General features: G+C 48.7%; 17 protein-coding genes. 15 read left to right on the top strand and 2 right to left on the bottom strand.

The genetic code is table 11. The features are described 5' to 3' along the window. The first annotated feature begins 106 nt into the window (after nucleotides 1-106). The 9 genes from Q8M98_03530 (at nucleotide 107) to Q8M98_03490 (ending at nucleotide 9,123) form a co-directional block, all read left to right on the top strand. Nucleotides 107-1,999, top strand: coding sequence for an ABC transporter ATP-binding protein (locus Q8M98_03530; GenBank protein MDP3113828.1), 1,893 nt, complete (start codon nucleotides 107-109; stop codon nucleotides 1,997-1,999). Continuing rightward, nucleotides 1,996-3,072 (top strand): glycosyltransferase, encoded by a 1,077-nt coding sequence (locus Q8M98_03525; protein MDP3113827.1) that lies wholly within the window; start codon nucleotides 1,996-1,998, stop codon nucleotides 3,070-3,072. The genes Q8M98_03530 and Q8M98_03525 overlap by 4 nt, the downstream gene beginning before the upstream one ends. After that, on the top strand, nucleotides 3,065-3,835 hold the full coding sequence (locus Q8M98_03520; GenBank protein ID MDP3113826.1) for a glycosyltransferase family 2 protein: 771 nt from the start codon (nucleotides 3,065-3,067) through the stop codon (nucleotides 3,833-3,835). The genes Q8M98_03525 and Q8M98_03520 overlap by 8 nt, the downstream gene beginning before the upstream one ends. Next, nucleotides 3,822-4,856, top strand: coding sequence for a glycosyltransferase family 9 protein (locus Q8M98_03515; protein ID MDP3113825.1), 1,035 nt, complete (start codon nucleotides 3,822-3,824; stop codon nucleotides 4,854-4,856). Before Q8M98_03520 ends, Q8M98_03515 begins: the two co-directional genes overlap by 14 nt. Nucleotides 4,857-4,901: 45 nt before the next feature. After that, nucleotides 4,902-5,960, top strand: coding sequence for a hypothetical protein (locus Q8M98_03510; protein ID MDP3113824.1), 1,059 nt, complete (start codon nucleotides 4,902-4,904; stop codon nucleotides 5,958-5,960). Next, nucleotides 5,911-6,999, top strand: coding sequence for a CDP-glycerol glycerophosphotransferase family protein (locus Q8M98_03505; GenBank protein ID MDP3113823.1), 1,089 nt, complete (start codon nucleotides 5,911-5,913; stop codon nucleotides 6,997-6,999). Before Q8M98_03510 ends, Q8M98_03505 begins: the two co-directional genes overlap by 50 nt. Further along, nucleotides 6,996-7,730, top strand: coding sequence for a TatD family hydrolase (locus tag Q8M98_03500; protein MDP3113822.1), 735 nt, complete (start codon nucleotides 6,996-6,998; stop codon nucleotides 7,728-7,730). The genes Q8M98_03505 and Q8M98_03500 overlap by 4 nt, the downstream gene beginning before the upstream one ends. After that, nucleotides 7,727-8,467: a tRNA threonylcarbamoyladenosine dehydratase gene (locus Q8M98_03495; protein MDP3113821.1), complete on the top strand. Its 741-nt coding sequence runs from the start codon at nucleotides 7,727-7,729 to the stop codon at nucleotides 8,465-8,467. The genes Q8M98_03500 and Q8M98_03495 overlap by 4 nt, the downstream gene beginning before the upstream one ends. 362 nt (nucleotides 8,468-8,829) lie before the next feature. Further along, the gene (locus tag Q8M98_03490; protein MDP3113820.1) at nucleotides 8,830-9,123 is read left to right on the top strand and encodes a hypothetical protein; all 294 of its coding nucleotides are present in this window, start codon (nucleotides 8,830-8,832) and stop codon (nucleotides 9,121-9,123) included. Here Q8M98_03490 and glmM read toward each other — a convergent pair. Both glmM and Q8M98_03480 read right to left on the bottom strand, forming a co-directional pair. After that, complete coding sequence (glmM, locus tag Q8M98_03485) at nucleotides 9,101-10,456, bottom strand: phosphoglucosamine mutase (protein ID MDP3113819.1); 1,356 nt, start codon at nucleotides 10,454-10,456, stop codon at nucleotides 9,101-9,103. The two genes, Q8M98_03490 and glmM, sit on opposite strands and share 23 nt — an antisense overlap. 6 nt (nucleotides 10,457-10,462) lie before the next feature. Then, a complete protein-coding gene (locus tag Q8M98_03480; protein MDP3113818.1) occupies nucleotides 10,463-12,244 on the bottom strand; it encodes a peptidylprolyl isomerase in 1,782 nt (593 codons plus the stop codon). A 188-nt stretch (nucleotides 12,245-12,432) separates the two neighbouring features. On the opposite strand from Q8M98_03480, the gene Q8M98_03475 reads away from it, so the two are divergent. From Q8M98_03475 to Q8M98_03450, 6 genes are all read left to right on the top strand, one after another. Then, a complete protein-coding gene (locus Q8M98_03475) occupies nucleotides 12,433-12,897 on the top strand; it encodes a thermonuclease family protein (GenBank protein ID MDP3113817.1) in 465 nt (154 codons plus the stop codon). Between the two features lie 146 nt (nucleotides 12,898-13,043). Beyond that, on the top strand, nucleotides 13,044-14,321 hold the full coding sequence (locus Q8M98_03470; GenBank protein MDP3113816.1) for a phosphoglycerate kinase: 1,278 nt from the start codon (nucleotides 13,044-13,046) through the stop codon (nucleotides 14,319-14,321). 26 nt (nucleotides 14,322-14,347) lie between these two features. Then, nucleotides 14,348-16,444, top strand: coding sequence for an acyl-CoA mutase large subunit family protein (locus Q8M98_03465; protein ID MDP3113815.1), 2,097 nt, complete (start codon nucleotides 14,348-14,350; stop codon nucleotides 16,442-16,444). After that, entirely contained in the window at nucleotides 16,441-18,576 is a 2,136-nt protein-coding gene (scpA, locus tag Q8M98_03460; GenBank protein ID MDP3113814.1) for a methylmalonyl-CoA mutase, read from the top strand. Before Q8M98_03465 ends, scpA begins: the two co-directional genes overlap by 4 nt. Before the next feature lie 5 nt (nucleotides 18,577-18,581). Then, a complete protein-coding gene (gene meaB, locus Q8M98_03455; GenBank protein MDP3113813.1) occupies nucleotides 18,582-19,670 on the top strand; it encodes a methylmalonyl Co-A mutase-associated GTPase MeaB in 1,089 nt (362 codons plus the stop codon). A gap of 27 nt (nucleotides 19,671-19,697) precedes the next feature. Then, the gene (locus Q8M98_03450) at nucleotides 19,698-19,847 is read left to right on the top strand and encodes a hypothetical protein (protein MDP3113812.1); all 150 of its coding nucleotides are present in this window, start codon (nucleotides 19,698-19,700) and stop codon (nucleotides 19,845-19,847) included. Nucleotides 19,848-20,453: the final 606 nt, after the last annotated feature.

The following is a 20,453-nucleotide window of genomic DNA, read 5'->3' as shown; positions in this document are numbered from 1 at the left end:
ATTTTCCTTGCCAGCATTCGCTGGCTTTTTTTTATTGCGCGTAATTATGGATAATTTTTCTAAAACACCGAGCACTTGGAGCAATCTGCTTCAGATTTACCGGATAATGTTCCGCTATTGGTACTTCATGCTGTCAGGCTTGTTGGCGACGCTTTTTTTCGCTTTTTTCAGCGGAGTGAGCATCACGCTGGTGATCCCGCTCTTTGATTTTGTCTTCAATCCGGACAAGCAAGTCATTCTCTATCATAGCTATGATACTTTCCTGACGGCACTGTGGGGCAGCTTGGAAAGCTTCTTCAGTGAAAGCGGAGGACTATTTGCGATACGTTCTCTGTCCTCACTTGCACCGCTTTGGGAAAGCGTGAAAACGATCATGATGCAGACTGATTCTCTGGCGTTGCTCTATGTGCTTTGCATCTTCGTGTTGGCGACGATCGGGTGTAAAAACCTCTTTTTCTTCACGCAAAGGGTGCTCTATGTGCAACTGCGCGGACGCACCATCCGCGACGTACGGAACATGATGTTTATGCGTTATATGAACCAATCGTTGGAGTTTTACAATCAAAACCAAGTGGGCGATGCGATTGTGCGTATGGTCAACGACGTCGAAATCGTCAGCGAACAGTTTATCCGTGCCCTGCTTGAAGCCTTGCGGGACATCGTCACCATCCTCGTCTATATGCGCATCGCGATGATGCTCAATTCCGGGCTCTTTGTCTATAGCATCATCGTGTTGCCGGTATTTTCGCTCACGGTTGGCTATCTTGGCAATAAGATCAAGAAATATTCGAGACGCATTCAATCACAGCTCTCATCGATGTTTTCCGCAGTGGAAGAAGCGCTGAACAGCATGAAGATCGTGAAAGCGTTCCGTCGTGAGGAAAGCGAGTATCAGAACTTTAATCAAATCAACCGCAGACATTTAAAGATGTGGAGAAAGGCTCAGGTCTATGGATCGCTGAATGTTCCGATCTCGGAAATCAATACCGCAGTGACCGGAGTGGTGGTTATCATCATTGGCGGCAAGATGGTGCTGGCGACTGGTTCGACCTTTTCCTTGGGGGATTTCACAGCGTTTCTTTTCGCGCTATTTTCCATGCTGCATCCGCTCAAAGTCCTCACGCAGATGTACTCCGAGATCAAGAAGGCGCTCGTTTCCCTGGAGCGCATATCCCTGGTGATGAATCATGAATCTTCCATCATGGACAAAGCAGATGCCGTTTCCAAAGAGAGTTTCGAGCATGATATCGTCTTCGAGAAAGTGAGCTTTTTCTACAAAGAAAGCAACCCCGTCCTGCACGAAATCGATCTGAGGATCGTCAAGGGTGAAAAGATCGCGCTTGTTGGCGCCAGCGGTGGTGGAAAAACCACTATCGCCAATCTGCTCAACCGTATGTATGACGTCAAAAGCGGTGCGATCAAAATCGACGGCACAGACATCCGCGATCTCAAGCTGATGGACTTACGCCGCTTCTTTGGAGTGGTCACTCAAGACAGCATCCTCTTCACCAAAACCATCCGTGAAAACATCGCTTATGGCACTCTGGAAGCGGTTTCGCATGAACAGATCGAAAATGCCGCAAAGATCGCGTACGCGGAGGAATTTATTCTCAATTTCCCCAATACCTACGATGAAATGCTGGATACCAAAGGCGCCAACCTTTCGGGCGGACAGAAACAGCGGCTCTGCATAGCGAGAGCGATCGTTGGAGATCCGCCCATACTCATCTTTGACGAAGCGACATCCGCGCTGGATACCGAAAGCGAACAAAAAGTGCAGCAGGCGATCGAAGCCGCCACGCAAAACCGCACGGTGATCATGATCGCCCATCGGCTTTCCACTGTAATGAAAGCCGATCGGATCGTCGTCTTGGAACAGGGTGCCGTGGTGGGCATCGGGTCACATGAAGAATTGCTGACAAGCTGTCCGAGATACAGCAAGTTGCACGAGATGCAGTTTCGGAATTATAGACTGCCGATAAGGCCATCCCTCCGATGAATATCCTCTTTGTTCAGGACAGCTCACCGTGCATCAGAAATATCAAATATGCAGAGGCTTTGCAGAGCAGCGGTGCGAGTGTCCATCTGCTCCACAAAGGCAAAAGTCCCCATCAGGGTTATGGCAGAGGAGACCACTTCTACAAAAGCATTACCCGCTTTTCACGGTATTTTGGTATTGTAGGCAAGGTCAAAAAGATGGTGCTCGACCTGCGGATTGATCTGATCCACTTTCACAATCAGCCGGATACACTCTGCGCGAAACTCATCAGGTCAAAACCGGGTGTTCCGGTCATCTATGACTGTCATGATTTCATGAGTTTCAAACACCGGCTCAGCCGTCGTGAAAAGGAAGCCGAGCGAATCTGTAACGAGGAATCTGACGGAGTCGTCTATCCCGCGGCTCTCTACTTGCGCGAAGCCATGAAGCATTACAATTTCGTTTCGAGGCGGCTGGTCTTTGGCAACTATTTTCCCCAATCACAACTATTAGAGCTGGCGGACATGGCTCCGAAGCATTCCTCAAAAGACGGAATGACGCATCTGGTCTATCAAGGACGCCTTGCGGAAAAGAAGAGCGATCATCGCTATATCATACCGCAACTGAAACAATTTGATCCCGGAAGATTCAGGATCCACCTCTTTCCGAATAACAACAAAGGATTTGAAGATTATAAAGCTCTGGAAGTAGTTATCTTTCACGAGAAACTGCCCTACACTGAACTGATCAAAACGATCTCGGCAATGGATTATGGCTTGGTTATGTTTCAGGACACGATCGCCGCCAAGCTTTCCGCCATCCGTTATGCCTTTGGCAACAAGACTTTCGACTACCTTTGCGCCGGCTTGCCGATTCTTGTTCAGGACAGCCTGGACGAGATCGTACAGTTTGTTCAAAGCCACGAAATAGGCTGCCTGCTTTCGAGCCTTGACGATCTTCCGCTTTCCACAGAAGAGACTTACCGGAGACTGGTTAATGCTGTTCTTGCCATCCGTGAGGAATATAGCATGGAGCATCGGATTCGGGATTTGCTTGATTTTTATGACCAATGCCGGAGCGATTTTCATGCTTGATGTCAGTGCATTTGTCCTCACCCAGAACAGCGAACGCACGATCAAAGCATGTTTGGAAAGCGTTCAGTGGTGTGATAGTGTGGTATTGATCGATTCATTTAGCGAAGACGACACATTAAACATAGCCAAAGCATACGAGAATGTAATCATTCATCAGCATCAATATACAAATGCCCGTGAACAACGCACCTGGGGTATGCGTCATGTACAGACCCAATGGGTTTTTATCATCGATTCGGACGAATACTGTCCTCCAAATCTAAGGGATAAAATCCTTTCTATCCTTCAAAGTTCGGATACTCAGCATGACGGTTATTTGTTTATGACGCGCACTATTTTTATGGGCAAGCTCTTGACTCACCAGGATTATTTAAGCAGCTATGGAAAGCGTCTGGTGCACACAAATATCGCTACAAGATATTGGCGAAACACTCGTGTCCATGCTTCGATCCGCCTTGATAACAAAAAATACATCGCGCGGAAATACTACCTTGTGCACAATCCTATAGCAAGCTTTTCGCAGCACATTAGCAAAGCGAGTAAATATGCAATGTGGCAGGCTCAGGACATGTATGACAACAACAAAAAAGCCTATTGGTGGCACTTCGTTTTACGCCCCGGTGGCAAATTTCTGCGTCATTATCTTATTAACGGAGGGTGGCGGGATGGCATGCAGGGCTTCGTTATTTGTGCTTTGGGTGCCTCTTGTGTATTCCTTAAATTTCTGTATCTAAAGGAATTGTGGAGCCATGAAAGCAGATAAAATCATCTTGATTCAATTATCCGCGATCGGGGATACACTAATGTGTGAGCCGGCTCTCAGTGCAATCAGAAAAGCACATCCCCTTGCCGAGATCACCTTTTTGACCAGCAGCGCTGCTTCTCCAATCCTGGATAATCATCCGGACATAAATAGGCTGATTGTCTGGAAAAAAAAGACTCCATTCTTGAAGCATTTACGGTTTTTGCTTTCTCTCAGGAAACGAAAGTATGATATCCTTGTCGATTTTCAAAAGAACCCTCGCACTTATTTAATGTCTTTTGTGACAAGGGCTAAGAACAAAATCTCGTTTCGCGGCAAACGTAGGAATTCCGCATATACCGAGCTGGTAAAAGAAGTAGATGTCGCAAATTATGCGGCTTATGAAAAGTTCCGTTTCGTTCAGAGATTGCTGCCGCCAAACATGTCGCCTACCGAGCCCAGAGTGTTTATATCACCAGATGAAAGAGCTAGGGCAAGAGCAATTTATGAATCTCTCGGTTATCGGAAGAGCGATCTGGTGATTGCTTTGTCTCCGGTATCCAAGGCAAGTTATAGAGCTTGGAAAGCCGAAAACTACGCACTTTTATGTGATCACCTGTATCACAAGTACAATTGTAAATTTATTTTTACCTGGGGACCGGGGGAAAGACACATGGTCGATGAAATACTGTCCATGATGAAATCCCCCAAGCCAAACACAGATTACAGGATAGACTCTCTTCAGGTGCTATATGGATTGTTTGAGCTATCCGATATGTATTTAGGTAATGATAACGGCCCACGTCATTTAGCGATAGCTGCGGGGCTTCCGACAATGTGCATCTTCAGTCATTTCTACCACTCACACTGGACTCCGCCAAACGATGGCAAGCATGGTTATGTCGAACCCAAACTGCGCGATGCCAATGGCGTTTTCCGGCGTATAGATAGTGTGGATTATCCCTCAGCTCAAAAAGAATGTGAGAGAATAGTTGAGCTTGTCCTGCGGCAAAAAACGAAGAATGACGTTTGTATCAATTAAATCCGAGATCGGAAGAACGATAACAAGCGCCTTGGAGCAGCTTTCATGAGCACAGAGATATTACTGGTCACCAGCGGGAAGCATTTCATCGGTCAATCCCGCAAGCCGTGGGTTTCGATCGATACCGCCAAGTTTGTGGACGAATTGGAAAAGTACGGATATCGAGTTTTGGAGAAACAGTTTCATCATCTGGGACAAGCAAATCCTCCAATTGCGAACCAGTTTATTTTCTATACATTTAGCCAACGCCAACATCTTCGTGCTTACATCAAAGACATCATGCTCAGTTTGAGCGAAACAAATACGATCATTCCCTCCCTCGACCTGCTCTATTGTCATGAAAACAAAGGTTTTGCGGAGCTTTACAAAAAACGTTTGGGCATCCTTGAACCGCGATCCTGGTATTTAAGCGAAGCCGAAGAGGTTGATAGCTATCCCATCACCTATCCCATCGTTTTGAAAACGACCTCCGGTTCCAACGGTAAGGGCGTGTATCTATGCAAAAACGCCTCGGTGTTGAAGAAGAGAATCACTGCGCTCAGCCCCGGTTTATCGCTATTGGAGAAGATCGATCTGCTGCGTCGAAAGCACCTCAGAAAGTATAAACGCTTCGATGGATACCCCGGCTTCGAAGCTAAAAAAGATGCAGCGGACTGGATGGAATACATGGTCCCGGGCTGCGCTTTCGTGCTGCAAGAGTTCATTCCCGCGCTGGATTGCGACTATCGGGTGATCGTTGTGCGAGACCGTTTTTACGTAATGAAACGCCTGATTAAAGGTGCCGATTTCCGTGCCAGCGGAACGAAAAAGTTCGTCTTCGAGTTTGAAGTTCCATCTGGTTTGTTGGATTTTGCGCGTTCGGTTTATGAGAAGTTTTCCAGCCCTTTTCTATCCATCGACATCGGCAACGCGAATGGGAAAAACTACCTGTTCGAGTTTCAGGCTCTGCATTTTGGCACTGCCGCCATAGTGCGCAGCAAGGGTTTTTATCAGATACGGGACGGTGGATGGAGCTTTGTCTCCCAGTCTTCCGATCTTCAGCAGACGCTTGCCTATGGCTTGCACAATTTCATCCTTGCCGGAAAGCGGGATCATGGTGTTTAGCGAAACCCTTCTGAGGCTGCCCTATTCTCTGATCTGGCACCTTTTGCGTATCTTGAACAGCCTCGAGCCGGTGGTTGTTTACTGCCAGGAACTCATTGATTATTATAGTATTAGCCCCGTTTTGGAGCACCTGGGAAAAACCTTGATCATTACACGGAACAAAGAGCTGATCGCTATCCTCAAGCGCAAGCAAATCCCCTTCGGCAAAATGCCGTCGTTTCCCAAAGCAGTGATCATGTGCCGCCACGCCACGCACAAGTTTCCCTGTTCACCCATCGTCAAGATCGGCATGCGCCACGGACCATATCACTTCAAACGCATGACCATGGCGAAAAACTATAACCGATTTGATCTCTATCTTTTTAGCAGTTTGGCGGATTTGCAGGCAGCGGAGGAGATTGGAGTCCACTGTGGCAAAGCGGTAGGTTTTCCAAGATTGGATGCCATGCGTGATGGAAGCATCTCCCCAAGCGATCTGGATAGGCTGAAAGAAAAGCTGCAACTCGATGATAGAAAGCCGGTTCTGCTCTTTTCCGCCACCTGGGACAAAAGCGGGATGTCGGCAGTGCAAAATTGGTACAATCGGTTGCATACGATTACGGCACGTTACAATATTCTCGTGACCCTCCATCCATGGACTGAGAAGAGCATTGCAAGACGGATTGAAGCGACTGAGGGAGTGCATCTTATCCATGACGCGAATCTCTTGCCATATATCATGCTGGCGGACGTCTGCATTGGCGACACGAGCTCTCTGCTGGCGGAATTCAGCGCGCTATCAAAGCCGATTATCACTTTTAAGACGGAAAGAGCAAAGCGCAGTCTGGATGAAATCGAGGAACTTATCTCCATGATATCGTTGCCGATAAGCTCTTTCAACGAACTGGAGAAAGCAATTGAAACGCTATTGAACGCCCCTGAGCATCTAAAGGACAAACAAATGAAAGCTAATCACATCATGTTCGACGCCTTTGACGGCAAGGCATCACAACGCGCTGCCGCACAGATTATTAAGCTGATCCCGGAGCTGGCAAAATGAGCTTGATCGACGCCCATTGCCATCTTGCCAATCTGAGCGAGGTTATGAACCTTCCAGATCTGATGGAAGAGGCTGCCCGTCATGGAATTACGCGTTTCGTATCCGCCGCGCTCAGACGCAGCGAGGTTGATTTTTACCTGAAATACCCCTTCGACAATCTCATCTTCAGTGCCGGTATGCATCCCAATTTCGATGAGTGCGATCTGGATATTGTTCAGATCGATCATCTTGCCTACTCAAAGCGTATATGGGCGGTCGGCGAGATCGGACTGGATCGCGGAAATCCCGATATCGAATACCAGACAAAAGCCTTCAAAGAAAACCTGATAATTGCGGCGGAGCATGGAATACCGGCAGTCCTGCATATCGTTGGACATCAGCAGCAGGCGTATGAAATACTCAAGAACCATGATCTCAAATATCTCGTTCACGGCTATGCGGGATCCCTCGAAGGCTTTGAACTGCTCGCCCGGCTGGACAGCGTTTTCACCATCAGTTCCCGCATCCTCGTGGACGACAAGCTTGAGCTCTTGAAACGCATGATCAGACATGGCAGGATGCTTTTTGAAACGGATATCATCCAATATTACGTCAAAGCAGGCGAGAGCAATCCTCTCTTGCGTCTTCTTGACGTATTTGAAACAACCCAAAAGCTTAGCGGACAAACGGATGAAGCTCTGTTGGACATGCAGGAAATCTCTGCCAAACACCTTTTTGGAGAGCTCTTTTGAGCGTTCACAGCTTTTCCAGAACGGAGCTACTCATCGGTGCGGAGGCTTTGAAACGCTTGGCGAAAACGCGGGTCTGCGTGATCGGACTCGGAGGTGTCGGATCCTACGCAGTGGAATCACTTGTTAGAGCAGGGGTCGGGCACTTTACAATCATCGATTTCGACGTGGTGGGAGAGACCAATCTCAACCGTCAGATTCTCGCTCTAATTTGCTCGATCGGAAAAGCCAAGACGGAACTGATGAAAGAGCGCATTCTGGCAATCAATCCAAGCGCGGAAGTGATAACGTATCAGAGCTTTATCGATGCCGAAAACAGAGCGGAACTGTTGAAAGACTTTGATTATTACATCGACGCCATCGACAGCCTCGGACCCAAGATCGGAATGCTCGAACACGCTGTCCGTGAAGGGTTTAATATCATTTCTGTGATGGGCGCCGGCAACCGTCTCGATCCCTCCAAAATCCACCTTGCCCCACTAAGCAAAAGCATCAACTGTCCTCTTGCGCGCCGGGTTCGTAAGTTTCTGCGCCGCAGAGGCATCACCGGAGATTTTCCTTGCGTTTATTCTTCTGAACTACCGATCCTGCCGGAAGAAGATATCGACAGTCCGGACGAGATCATCATCGAACGTGGCAGGCAACGCAAAACCATTGGTTCGATCAGCTACATGCCCGCAATCATGGGCATGACTGCCGCGAGTTGGGTGATCCGCAGCATCATTGAAGATATCACATAAACCATAATAACAAAAAGACATAGCAATCCATAGTTTAAGTATCGCTTAATGAGCATGTTGATGCTGGAGCGGTCACATCAATATCAGAATCCCTCCTGTTATTTATCAAGTAATGCAGTTTCCACGTTGATGTTTGATAAACTCGTAAAGATAGTCGCCTCGATTGCCAACGGATTTCATCACTCGAAACGAGTTAAACGAGTGATGGAACGCGTGATGGAGTGAAAGATCAAACAGGCTCAAAATTGTTTCACTATTGCTTCATTATTTGCTTTATTATCAGTCGTTTACAATTCCTTCCTCTTTCCAAAGCGTTAATCAAGTGTTAATCAAGCGTAATAAAACTAACGCTTGATTAACGCTTGATTGACGCAGTGGGGCGTGAGGATGCAGCGCAGCATGCCGATGCTGCGATGGAGCGAAGCGATGTTTCGATGGAGCGAAGTTTGGCAATATTGGTAACATTGGAGCAGGCTTGGAGAAATGAAAATGGAACTGAAACACCACACAAAAAACCCCAACAAACGATAAACAAAACCGTATTTAAGCACACTCTCGATGCAAAAAATAGCGTGGCATTATTCCCGCTGTTTGGTACAGACTCCCAAGAGAGTTATCCTCCCAAGCAATCAATTAGAATTGCAGTTTGGCAATAGCTATCTTGCAGAGTTCCTGTGATTTGTCGTATGAATCGCTTTCCACATAGACGCGGATGATCGGTTCGGTGCCGCTTTTGCGGATGTGAATCCAGTGGTCCGGGGCGGTGAGTTTCATGCCGTCTCTGGTGTCAAGATCGTATCCGCCAAAGAGATGCGGAATCTTTGCCATGATATCGTCCATGCACTTAGGATCGACGGTGATCTTATCTTTGGCAAAATAATACTTTGGCAGTGCGGAAACGATCTCTGAAACATTTTTTCCGGTTTCAGCTAAGAGCCCAAGGATCAAAGCCATCCCAGCGATGGCGTCGCGCGTGTAATTCACTTCAGAACAGATGATTCCGCCGTTGCCTTCTCCGCCGATAGGAGATGAAATCTCCTGCATCAGCTTGCCGACGTTGACCTCTCCGACTTTGCTGCGGTGAAGTTTCACGCCAAAGCGTTTGGCGATGTCGTCCGAAAGCATTGAAGTGCTGAGGTTGACGACGACGTCTCCTTTCTTTTTGGGGAGAACGAAAAGCTGTGCCAGGACTACGCTGAGCTCCTCGCCGATGCAGTTTCCGGTCTCGTCCACGATCGAAAGACGGTCAACATCCGGATCGGTGGCAAAACCGATATCGGCGTTGTGCTCTTTCACTGCGGCTTCGAGTTGTGTCAGATTGTGGTTGAGCGGTTCTGCCGGATGGGCAAAAATGCCTGTGGGAGCGGAATTAATCTCGATCACTTCACAGCCGAGAGCGGTCAATAGCTTAGGCGAAATCAGACCTCCGGCACCGTTGACGGAATCGAGCACGACCTTGAATTCGGCAGCTTTGATCTGATCGATATTCAGATAAGGGATTTTTAAGATGGCGTCGATATGATCGTCGATTGCGTGTTTATAGCGAATGAGGGTGCCGATGTTTTCCCAATCCGCCCAAGTGATATCTTCGTTTACAGAGGAAAGAAATAGCGACGCCCGCTCGGGGGAAAGAAACATGCCATCGTTATCGACAAACTTCATCGCGTTCCACTCAGGCGGATTATGCGATGCGGTGATGGCGATTCCACCCGCGGCTTGGTGGTCTTTCACGCACAGCAGAACGGTCGGAGTGGAGACGATACCGATCTCCATGACATCGCAGCCGACGCTGATCAGAGCACTGATAACAGCATGCTGTACCGCGATTCCAGTGGTGCGGGAATCCCTGCCAACGACTATCATTGGACGGGGATTTGAGCTTTTTTGCAGCTCGCCGAAACGTGCGGCATAGCGTAAAACAACTGCGGGATTCAGGGTATCCGCGAAGATACCCCGAACCCCGCTAACGCTGGACATCAATTTGCTCATGGCAATTTATAACATACCGAACTTGGCGCGATTGTCGATGATTTTTGCTTTCTTACGCAATTCCTGATACCAACGGTTGAAGGCGGCTTCCTCAAGACGCTTGCGAATCTCGTCCTGTTTTGCTGTATCCTTTTCAAAAGCTTTCATATCAGGTGTTTTGCGCTCTTCGGCGAAGATGACGAAGGGACCTTCCTTGGTGATCACCAAAGGAGAATACTCTCCGGTCTTGAGCGCCAGGGCGGCTTTGGTAAATTCTGGGCTGGTTCCGACGTTGGGGATGAAGGAGCCTTCTTTGTGTCCCTTCAAATCAACGATTTTCCAGCCCTCGACTTCGGCGGCGCGGAAATAGTTTTCCTGAGGAACGCGTTTGAGGAAGTCCTCAGCTTTGATCTTGACGCTGGCGACCTTCTTTTCTTTTTCGAGCTGATACTTGATCCTCAGACGGACGGAATCAAATTCTTCATAATAGACTTTTTTATTGTCTGTGAGTTGAGCGAGGATGAGACGTCCCTGCTGATCGGTCAGCAGATCGGAAACGGCTTTCTCCTTACCCTTGATCATAAATTGTTTGAGGGCTGGAAGTTTGCCGATTCCTGGGATATCTTCAGAATCGTGAGGCATCCATTCGGAATTCGCAGCTTCCATTTTCAATTCCTTGGCAGCAACGTCGATGCCTTTTTTGGCGATCAGTTTCTTGTTGGCTTCGGCTTTGTCGCGAATCTGGTTGATGGTCTTGTCCGATGCCTTCACGGAAAGAAGGATGTGGCTGGCTTTGATCTGATAATTGTCCGCGGTCGCGGTAGCGATTGAATCGCAACGAATGATGTGCCAACCGAAGTTTGTGCGCACTGGTTTGGATATTTCCCCCGGTTTGAGGGCAAAAGCGGCTTTTTCAAATTCGGGCACCATCTGTCCCTTGCCAAAGACACCCAGTGAACCACCCTGTTTGCCGCTTCCTGGGTCTTCGCTGTAGCGTTCCGCAAGCATTGCAAAGTTTGCTCCTCCAATGGCTTGCTTATAGATGTTGTCTGCTTCGAGCTTGATGGAGTTGAAATCATCATCCGACGCTTTCATCTCGAATACTAAGTATTTGATGCGGGAGGCGGGGCCTTTCTTAAATTCGTCTTCCTTGTTCTTGTCATAGTATTTCTTGATTTCGTCATCACTCACGAAGACGGAATCGGCTTTGTTAAAATCAAACCAGAGTGCTTTGCCGTTAACGGTGTTTGTATCTTTTCCATATTCGACCTTGAGGCTGTCCAAAGTGATATTTGCATCTTTCTTGATCTTATCCTGCAATTTCTTGCGGGGAAGGTAGTTGCGCAGATACTCGTCCATCATCACAAAGAACTGGGGATTATTTTTAAGCGCTTCCAGATATTTACTACGATCGAAACGTCCATTGGTCTGGAAGCTTTCGTTCTGCATCAGTTCCTGGGGCGGGTTGTTTTGCATCTCGGTGAGGATCTCGTCCTCGCTGAGCTTGATGCGATGTTTCTTAATCTGCTGTGTCCAAATGACTTCGTTGACCATCTCTTCCCAAGCCGAGTTTTCGATCTGCTTGCGCATGTTGTCATCTACGTTTTGTCCTTGTTGAGAATAGCGCTCATAATATTCAGCGATTTTCTTCTGATAATCTTCCAGAGTAATCTTGTGTCCGTTCACTTTAGCCAAGTGATTTCCACCGGCAAAAATCCCGGTGAGTCCGCCGATGGCGCCCGTCAGGATGAAGGCTCCGGCTACTATATAGACGATCAGTTTCTGTTTCTTTCTCAGGTTATCAAGCATTTATTTCCTCCACTATGGGTCAAATTCTTTATCTGAGAAACCCATTATTTTCAAGCCTTGTTTTTTTACAAGGTTTTTTTTGTAAGGGTGGAACTTGCTGCATTTACAATCGAAATAATTCAGCTTGTTTTGGCTTTCGCAATTGACAGATTTGCCATTTATTATGGATTGGTTATCGGGAGTGGAAGATGAGAAAACTAATGCTATTGCTGGCAATCCTGATGATCGGCTACCTCTATGCCAAACAGATCACCGGCAAAGTGATCGCGGTTCAGGATGGAGACACGATCACGGTATTGAAAGGCAAAATCAGCTATCGCATCCGCTTGGATGGAATTGATTGTCCGGAAAAAAGCCAGCCCTATGGAAACCGGGCAAAGCAGTTTACGTCAGATATGGTATTTGGAAAAAAAGTGAAGATCATCTTTCTATCCAAAGACCGCTACGGCCGCTATCTGGGAGTGGTGCACGCTCCAAACGGAATGATCCTCAACCACAAACTGCTCAAAGCGGGTTTGGCATGGCATTACAAACAGTATAACAAGGAAAAACTCCTCTCGGAGATGGAAAGGACAGCACGTAGTAATGGTGTGGGTTTATGGGCGGACAAGAATCCGATTCCTCCCTGGGAGTTTAGGCGCAAGAAGAAATAAAGAAAATCCTTGACGTAAATCAAGATTTTGCCACAAAGAGAAAATAGGATGTTTTTGCACGTGGATTTCTCCTGCCGGATGCGTCTTGGCTTTAGGGAAATCAATATACCATAAGAACTTATGTTTGATCGAAGGAGATGATGATTATGCTAAATGCACAGGTTTCCAGCATGTTGGACGCGGATCTAAAAAACAAGATCGTGCTCGTGCGCCTCGACCACAATGTTGTGAAAAAAGGCAAGATCAAGGACAGCATGAGGATAGATGCCACCCTCAGCACTCTGCGGAGCATTTTCAAACAAGGCGGTTTGCCGATTCTGATGAGTCATGTGGGCAGACCCTACGACAAAAAGACCGGAATCATTACCATCGACCAAGATGACGCGGTCGAGCCGATAGTTTACTATCTGGAAGAAAAACTCCAGCTCAAAGGCTATATCCCTCAGTGCCATGCAGATGGAGACGATGGGATCAAAGATCTCGAGCCGATCGCCATCGGTGTGGAAAAGCTCAAAAACAAAGAGGTCGATTTTGTCTATCTGCCCAATACCAGATGGTTCAAGGGTGAAGAGGCGAAGGATATTAGCGCTGACGATCTTGCCCAAAAGCTTGCAGCCTTTGCCGATGTCTTTATCAACGACGCTTTCGGTTCCTGGCAAGCTCACGTCAGCACTTTGGGGGTCACGCGTTATCTGCCTTCCTACGCCGGATTGCTGATGCAGAAAGAGATCGCGCACCTGAACAAGATATTTGATCCCGATCGTCCTTTTCTTGCAATCGTGGCGGGCGCGAAGTTCGATACCAAGATCGGTCCACTTTCCTCACTGATCAAGATTTGCGACCGGCTCGTGCTCGGAGGCGTGATCTACAATGCCTATCTCGCCGTCAAATATGACATCAGAATCAAAGGTGTAGGCTCTGAGGATATAGCGATGGCGCACAAATTCCTGAGTGACGTCAAAGGCTATGAAGACCGCATCGTAGAGCTTCCATTTATCATTGAAAGCGACTCCATCGAAAATAATGAAAGCTGGCGCGTTCGCGATATCAAAGACCTGAAAGCTGGCACGGAATTGAATTTTGTTCTCGACGTTTCGCCCAAGTCTTTTGAGATTGACAAGATCAAATCTATCTTCGCGAGCAGTGCTGCTATCTTCGTAAATGCCGTGATGGGATATACTTTGCTATTCGTCGATGGCACCAAAAGCATGTATCAACTGATCGACGCCAACCCTGCTGCCGCGAAGCTTTTCGGCGGAGGCGACACCATTCAGGAGTTCAAGGAATTGCTGCCTGAAGTTTTTGCCAAAGCGGTTGACGATCCCCGATACTATTTTTTCACTGGCGGAGGCGCGATTTTGGACGCCATCGAACAAGGCTCGCCATACAAGATGAAGCCGGTGGAAGCGCTGATCAAATCATAACTATATAACATACAAGGAGATCCATAGTGGAACATGACAAAGATGTCGAGCTGAACCTACTCTCCGAGTTTCCTCCGCCATCCTTTGATCAATGGAAAATAGCGGTGGAGGAGACCCTCAAGGGTGCGGATTTCGACAAAGCGATGAAGGCCAAAACATACGAGGGGATCACGCTTGAACCGATCTACCGCAGAGAAGACGTTGAACATTTGGAGTTTCTGAAAGCTCTGCCTGGCGAGCCGCCCTATCAACGAGGTTCGAAACCGGATGGATACACCTCAGAGCCCTGGCTGGTAGCCCAGTTGCAGGATAACCCCGATCTGGAAATGCTCAACGAAGAACTGCTCGATGAGCTTCTTCGCGGATTGAATTGCGTCAATCTGCTGATCCATCCAGATTCCCTGTGCGGAAAATTCCCCAGCCACGCTGACAAACGCGGAGTCGCGCTTTCCTGCCTGAACGATATCAAAGCTCTGCTTGCGGGCGTGAAACTCGAAGCCATACCGGTTTTCGCCTTCGGCAATGAAAATGTCATCCTCCAGCTCGCGCTCATTAGCGCCTATGCCAAATCCACCGGCATTTCCAATAGCGATCTGAGCGGTGTTTTCGCATTTGACCCGCTCGCGCAAGTCTATCTGGATAAAGCCTTTAAGCCTGAACGCGGCGTGCGTATTGCCAGGCAAATGACCATTTGGGCGGAGCTTAAAGCCTCGGGGATCAAGACCATCCTTATTGATGCCTCGATATATGCAAACGGAGGCGCAAACGCGGTTCAGGAACTTGGCTATGCCCTCGCCTCAGCAGTTTACACTCTTGACGCTATGATCGAAAGCGGGCTTACCATCGAACAGGTCGCGCCACGCTTTGTGCTCAAGCTTTCTTTGAGATCGAATTTCTATATGGAGATCGCCAAAGTCCGCGCTGCGAGGATGCTCTGGTCTGAATTGATCAAGGCTTACGGCGGCGGTCAGGAAGCCCAAAAGCTCTGGATTCACGGTGTGACCGGTTCTTTCAATAAAACCAGATACGACATCTATGTAAACATCCTTCGCAGTGCCACGGAGGGCTTTGCAGCAGTGATCGGAGGCGTGGATAGCCTCGAGATCACTCCTTTCGATTCAAACCTGAGAGCACAGGAAGCATTCTCCAAACGCATTGCCCGCAACCAACAGATCATCCTCGGCGAGGAAGCGCATTTTTCCAAAGTGGTCGATCCCGCAGGTGGATGCTACTATATCGAAACGCTCTGCTCTGAGCTTTCCCACAAAGCTTGGAAACTGATGCAAATGATCGAAAGCTCCGGCGGAATGAGGAAGTATATCTCCGGCGGCATGCTCCATAAAGAGATCCAAGCCGTTGCCAATGAGCGTATTGACAATGTCGATAAGCGCCGCGATATCGTCATCGGGGTCAACATGTATGCTGACCCAGCCGAAAAGCCTCTCATGGCTTTGGAGCCGGTGCATGCCTGGCTGGGCAAAGCAAAAGCAAGAAGGCAAGCGAATAAAGCGGACAGCGGCTTGGCCCAGAGTTTGACATGCTTGAAAGACCATCCCGATAATGATTTGATCGTGGACATGATCGCCGAAGCCTGGCTGCGCAACGCAGATATCGAACAGATCTCCGAAGCACTGAATCTTAAAGTGGAAGCGATTCCCACCAGGGAAAGATTATCTGCCGCGATGCATCTCGAAGCTCTCAGAGACGCCGTTCTCGCTCACAGATCGATAAACAAAGCGGACGTCATGATGCTCGGTTTTGGGATCAACTCACAGATCAAACCGAGAGTGGATTTCTCCATCGGATTTTTGCAGATCGCAGCCTTTGACATCGTCAATCAGAACGTGTTTGAAAGCGTTGTCACAGCAGTCAATGAAGTCGCAACTGCCAAACCCAAAGCCGTATGCGTATGCGCCACGGACGAAAGCTATCCTTCGCTGGTTTCCGCTCTGTGCAGGGAACTGAAGGCTTTGCCCACACCACCGGTGATCATCCTTGCCGGTTATCCCACGGATATGGTGGAAAGCTATCGTACCGCGGGAGTGGAAATCTTTATCCATCTTCGCGCCAACGCTTTCGAGACTTTGAAAGATATCGCGATCCGCATGGGGGTGAACGCATGAAGCCTGATCTGACCAACCTGACCCCGAGTTTTTCCCCATCAGGAAAAGCGGCAAAACCCGATTTCCCGATCTGGAAGACCAACGAGCAGATCGACGTCAGCCCTATCTATACCAAGAGCGATCTCGATGCCGTGCAGCATCTTGACTATCTTTCCGGTTTGCCGCCTTTCCTCAGGGGTCCATATCCATCGATGTTTATTCAACGCCCCTGGACGATCAGGCAATATGCAGGATTTTCCACCGCAGAAGAGAGCAACGCCTTCTACCGCAGAAACTTGGCGATGGGGCAGAAAGGACTTTCGATCGCGTTTGACCTTGCTACTCACCGCGGCTATGATTCCGATCACGAAAGAGTAGCTGGCGACGTCGGAAAAGCTGGTGTGGCGGTGGATTCGATCCTTGATATGAAGATCCTCTTTGATCGCATTCCGCTCGATCAGATGTCGGTTTCGATGACCATGAACGGAGCAGTGATACCGATCATGGCATTCTACATCGTCGCTGCCGAGGAACAGGGCGTGCCACCGGAACTGCTCAACGGCACGATCCAAAACGACATTCTGAAGGAATATATGGTGCGCAACACCTATATCTATCCTCCCGAGCCCTCGATGCGCATCATTGCCGATATCTTCCGCTACACTTCACAGAAAATGCCACGTTTCAACAGCATCAGCATTTCCGGCTATCACATGCACGAAGCGGGTGCCACAGCGGATTTGGAGATGGCATATACCCTCGCGGACGGGCTTGAATATGTCCGCACCGCCATCGATGCGGGGATTGATATAGATTTGATCGCCCCGCGGCTTTCCTTCTTTTGGGCGGAAGGAATGAACTACTTCATGGAGATCGCCAAGCTGCGCGGAGCGAGAGTGCTTTGGGCAAAGATCATCAATCAATTCAATCCCAAAAATCCCAAATCGCTGGCGCTGAGAACTCATTCACAAACCTCGGGATGGAGTCTCACAGAACAGGATCCATATAACAATATCACCCGCACCTGCATCGAAGCCCATGCCGCGACAATGGGTCACACGCAATCCCTGCACACAAACTCTTTGGACGAAGCGATCGCCCTGCCAACGGATTTCAGCGCTCGCATCGCGCGTAATACTCAGCTCTTTTTGCAGCACGAGACCAATATCACCAAAGTGATCGATCCCTGGGCTGGCTCATACTATGTGGAAAAATTGACGGACGGCCTGATGAAACGTGCCTGGGCACACATCACCGAAGTTGAAAGACTCGGCGGCATGGCAAAAGCGATCGAGACCGGTCTGCCCAAAATGCGCATCGAAGAAGCTTCCGCCCGGCGTCAGGCAAGAATCGATTCAGCAGCGGATATCATCGTCGGCGTGAACAAATATGTCCTCGAACGCGAAGACGCCATGGAAATCCTCGAAGTGGACAACAGCGCCGTGCGCGATTCTCAGCTTGCCAGGCTGAAAAAGCTCAGAGCTGAACGCGACAGCGACAAGGTACAAAAAAGCCTGGCAGCGATCACCAAATGTGCCGAATCCAAAGACGGAAATCTGCTTGAATGCGCCATTATCGCGGCTCGCAACCGCGCCTCTCTGGGAGAAATCTCCGATGCCATGGAAAAGGTCTTTGGACGCCATCAGGCAAGCATCAAACTAATCAACAACGTTTACAGCAGCGAGTATGCCAATATGGATGATATCGAAAAAGTGAGAGACCTCACGGACAAATTTGCCGAAACTGAGGGTCGCAGACCGCGCATCCTCATTGCCAAAATGGGTCAGGATGGTCATGACCGTGGTGCCAAAGTCGTTGCCACCGCCTACGCGGATATGGGTTTCGACGTCGATGTCGGTCCCCTCTTCCAGACTCCTGAGGAAACGGCACGCCAGGCAGTGGAAAACGACGTCCACATCATCGGTATGAGTTCCCTCGCAGCGGGGCACAAGACCCTTTTGCCACAGCTTGTTGGGGAATTGAAAAAGCTCAAGCGCGAAGACATCCTCATCATCGTCGGCGGCGTGATTCCCGCTCAGGACTATGAATTTCTGCTTTCTCACGGAGCGGCGGCAATCTTTGGTCCGGGAACGAAACTACCCCAGGCGGCGAACACCATTATGGAGAAACTCTTCGACTCGATCAGCGGATAAAAGTGATGAATGAAAAGCGAAAGCCGGAATGGACTCCAATCGGCGCGGGAAAGGAGTTTGCCACGAGCGTGATGCCTGCCATGTTGGCTCCGGATCACGTTTCGAAAGCGAAATTTCCGCGCAGCAAGCACTATGATACGGAAACCCTCGTTCAGGGAGTTCTTTCCGGAGATCGCACCCTGCTCTCCAAAGCCATCACCATCATCGAAAGCAATTCTCCCAAACACTTCGAGCCGGGTCAGGAACTGATGCGCAAGCTCTTGCCGCACAGCGGAAAGGCCATTCGCATCGGGATCACCGGAGTGCCGGGAGCGGGGAAGAGCACCTTCATCGAAAGTTTCGGACTCTGGCTGTTCGAACAAGGGCACCAAATTGCGGTGCTTGCCGTCGATCCCAGCAGCAGTCTTTCCAAAGGCAGCATTTTGGGAGATAAAACGAGGATGGATATCCTCAGCCGCCATCCCCAAAGTTTTATCCGTCCTTCGCCAAGCAGCGGGATTTTAGGGGGGGTGGCGAGGAAAACCCGTGAATCGATCGTGCTCTGCGAAGCCGCAGGATATGACGTCATTCTGATCGAAACGGTCGGTGTCGGTCAATCCGAAATCACGGTTCGCTCGATGGTGGATTTCTTCCTTCTGATGCAGATCGCTGGCGCCGGAGACGAGCTTCAGGGAATCAAAAAAGGCATCATGGAACTGGCGGATATGATCATCGTAAATAAAGCCGACGGCGAGAATATCCCTGCCGCACAGCTCGCTCAGAGGGAATTGAACCACGCGCTTCACTACTTAAGACCCTCTACTAAAGACTGGAAAACCAAAGCCCTACTCTGTTCCGCAATCAAAAAAACCGGAATCGAAGAGATATGGCAAAGCATCCAAGCCTTTGTGCAACAAGGGAAAACGAACAGTTCGTTCTCAACCAGGCGCACCGAACAGATCACCATGTGGTTTGAATCCCTGATCACCGAGGCGGTGCTGAAAAGTTTTTATGCCAAACCGGGAGTCGCGCAAACGCTTCCACCCCTGAAAGAGCAAGTCGCCAAAGGAGAGATTCCGGTACTCACAGCGGTTAAACTATTACTTGAGCTATAAAGCAGCAACACCATGCAATATGGATAGATGCCAAAATCACCGGATGAGATTTCATCCCGTGGTCTCGGCTGCATGAGAGTTTCCACTTCACTAGAGGGTAAGATCGATGAGGTCAAAGCCTTTGAGAGGTTCCATCATGCTTTTCAGGACGGAGTGAACTATATAGACACAGTCTGACCCTACCACGATAAAGTCAGCGAACCACTACTTGGCAGGTTCCCGACACAGATAAACTGGTAAAGCCCAAGTTTCGCACGAAATTGGTCAAGTATGTCGTTTCAGGCTCGTAAGTCATTGAAAAATAGACAGCGGGCTTCCAAGAACAACAAATAGGTTAAGCAACAGACAAAAAAGTATTTGACAGAATCGTGGAGGATAGTTTCTTAGCCGAAGTTGAGCAAAAAAACTTGAAAAATCCCATATTTGAATCGTAAGTTATTGATAAATATACAACGAAATTGCTGAAAATGTCCTCATAGTGTCCAAAATTAGAACTACGAGGCGAATTAAAGGCTTGACATCTTTTGCTACTGTTTTTTCGTAGAGCCATATTTATTAGAAGAAAGACAGTAACAAGCAAAAGAACCGGTAGCACAAGCGTTTACTACCAGCTGGTTGAGTCCGTCAACACGGACAATGGTCCCCCGTCTCAATGTTTTATTGCATATCGGTCCATTGGATATAAGCGAGGATGAGCGGAAGATATTGAGCATGATAGTTGACCGTATGATCAAGGGTCAGCCTCGCCAAGGAAGATTTAGCGATAAAATTGAGCAACTGGCT

The sequence above is a fragment of the Candidatus Cloacimonadaceae bacterium genome, from assembly GCA_030693415.1.
GTDB lineage: Bacteria > Cloacimonadota > Cloacimonadia > Cloacimonadales > Cloacimonadaceae > JAUYAR01.
The sequence above is the reverse complement of the archived record's forward strand: the minus strand, read 5'-3'. Positions and strand labels throughout refer to the sequence as shown.

What these genes read in the sequence shown, in the direction of transcription:
- Q8M98_03530 (MDP3113828.1), top strand. Translation starts at nt 107, where the DNA reads ATGTTCCGCTATTGGTACTTCATGCTGTCAGGCTTGTTGGCGACGCTT.
- Q8M98_03525 (MDP3113827.1), top strand. Translation starts at nt 1,996, where the DNA reads ATGAATATCCTCTTTGTTCAGGACAGCTCACCGTGCATCAGAAATATC.
- Q8M98_03520 (MDP3113826.1), top strand. Translation starts at nt 3,065, where the DNA reads ATGCTTGATGTCAGTGCATTTGTCCTCACCCAGAACAGCGAACGCACG.
- Q8M98_03515 (MDP3113825.1), top strand. Translation starts at nt 3,822, where the DNA reads ATGAAAGCAGATAAAATCATCTTGATTCAATTATCCGCGATCGGGGAT.
- Q8M98_03510 (MDP3113824.1), top strand. Translation starts at nt 4,902, where the DNA reads ATGAGCACAGAGATATTACTGGTCACCAGCGGGAAGCATTTCATCGGT.
- Q8M98_03505 (MDP3113823.1), top strand. Translation starts at nt 5,911, where the DNA reads ATGGCTTGCACAATTTCATCCTTGCCGGAAAGCGGGATCATGGTGTTT.
- Q8M98_03500 (MDP3113822.1), top strand. Translation starts at nt 6,996, where the DNA reads ATGAGCTTGATCGACGCCCATTGCCATCTTGCCAATCTGAGCGAGGTT.
- glmM (MDP3113819.1), bottom strand. Translation starts at nt 10,456, where the DNA reads ATGAGCAAATTGATGTCCAGCGTTAGCGGGGTTCGGGGTATCTTCGCG.
- Q8M98_03480 (MDP3113818.1), bottom strand. Translation starts at nt 12,244, where the DNA reads ATGCTTGATAACCTGAGAAAGAAACAGAAACTGATCGTCTATATAGTA.
- Q8M98_03475 (MDP3113817.1), top strand. Translation starts at nt 12,433, where the DNA reads ATGAGAAAACTAATGCTATTGCTGGCAATCCTGATGATCGGCTACCTC.
- Q8M98_03470 (MDP3113816.1), top strand. Translation starts at nt 13,044, where the DNA reads ATGCTAAATGCACAGGTTTCCAGCATGTTGGACGCGGATCTAAAAAAC.
- scpA (MDP3113814.1), top strand. Translation starts at nt 16,441, where the DNA reads ATGAAGCCTGATCTGACCAACCTGACCCCGAGTTTTTCCCCATCAGGA.
- meaB (MDP3113813.1), top strand. Translation starts at nt 18,582, where the DNA reads ATGAATGAAAAGCGAAAGCCGGAATGGACTCCAATCGGCGCGGGAAAG.
- Q8M98_03450 (MDP3113812.1), top strand. Translation starts at nt 19,698, where the DNA reads ATGCCAAAATCACCGGATGAGATTTCATCCCGTGGTCTCGGCTGCATG.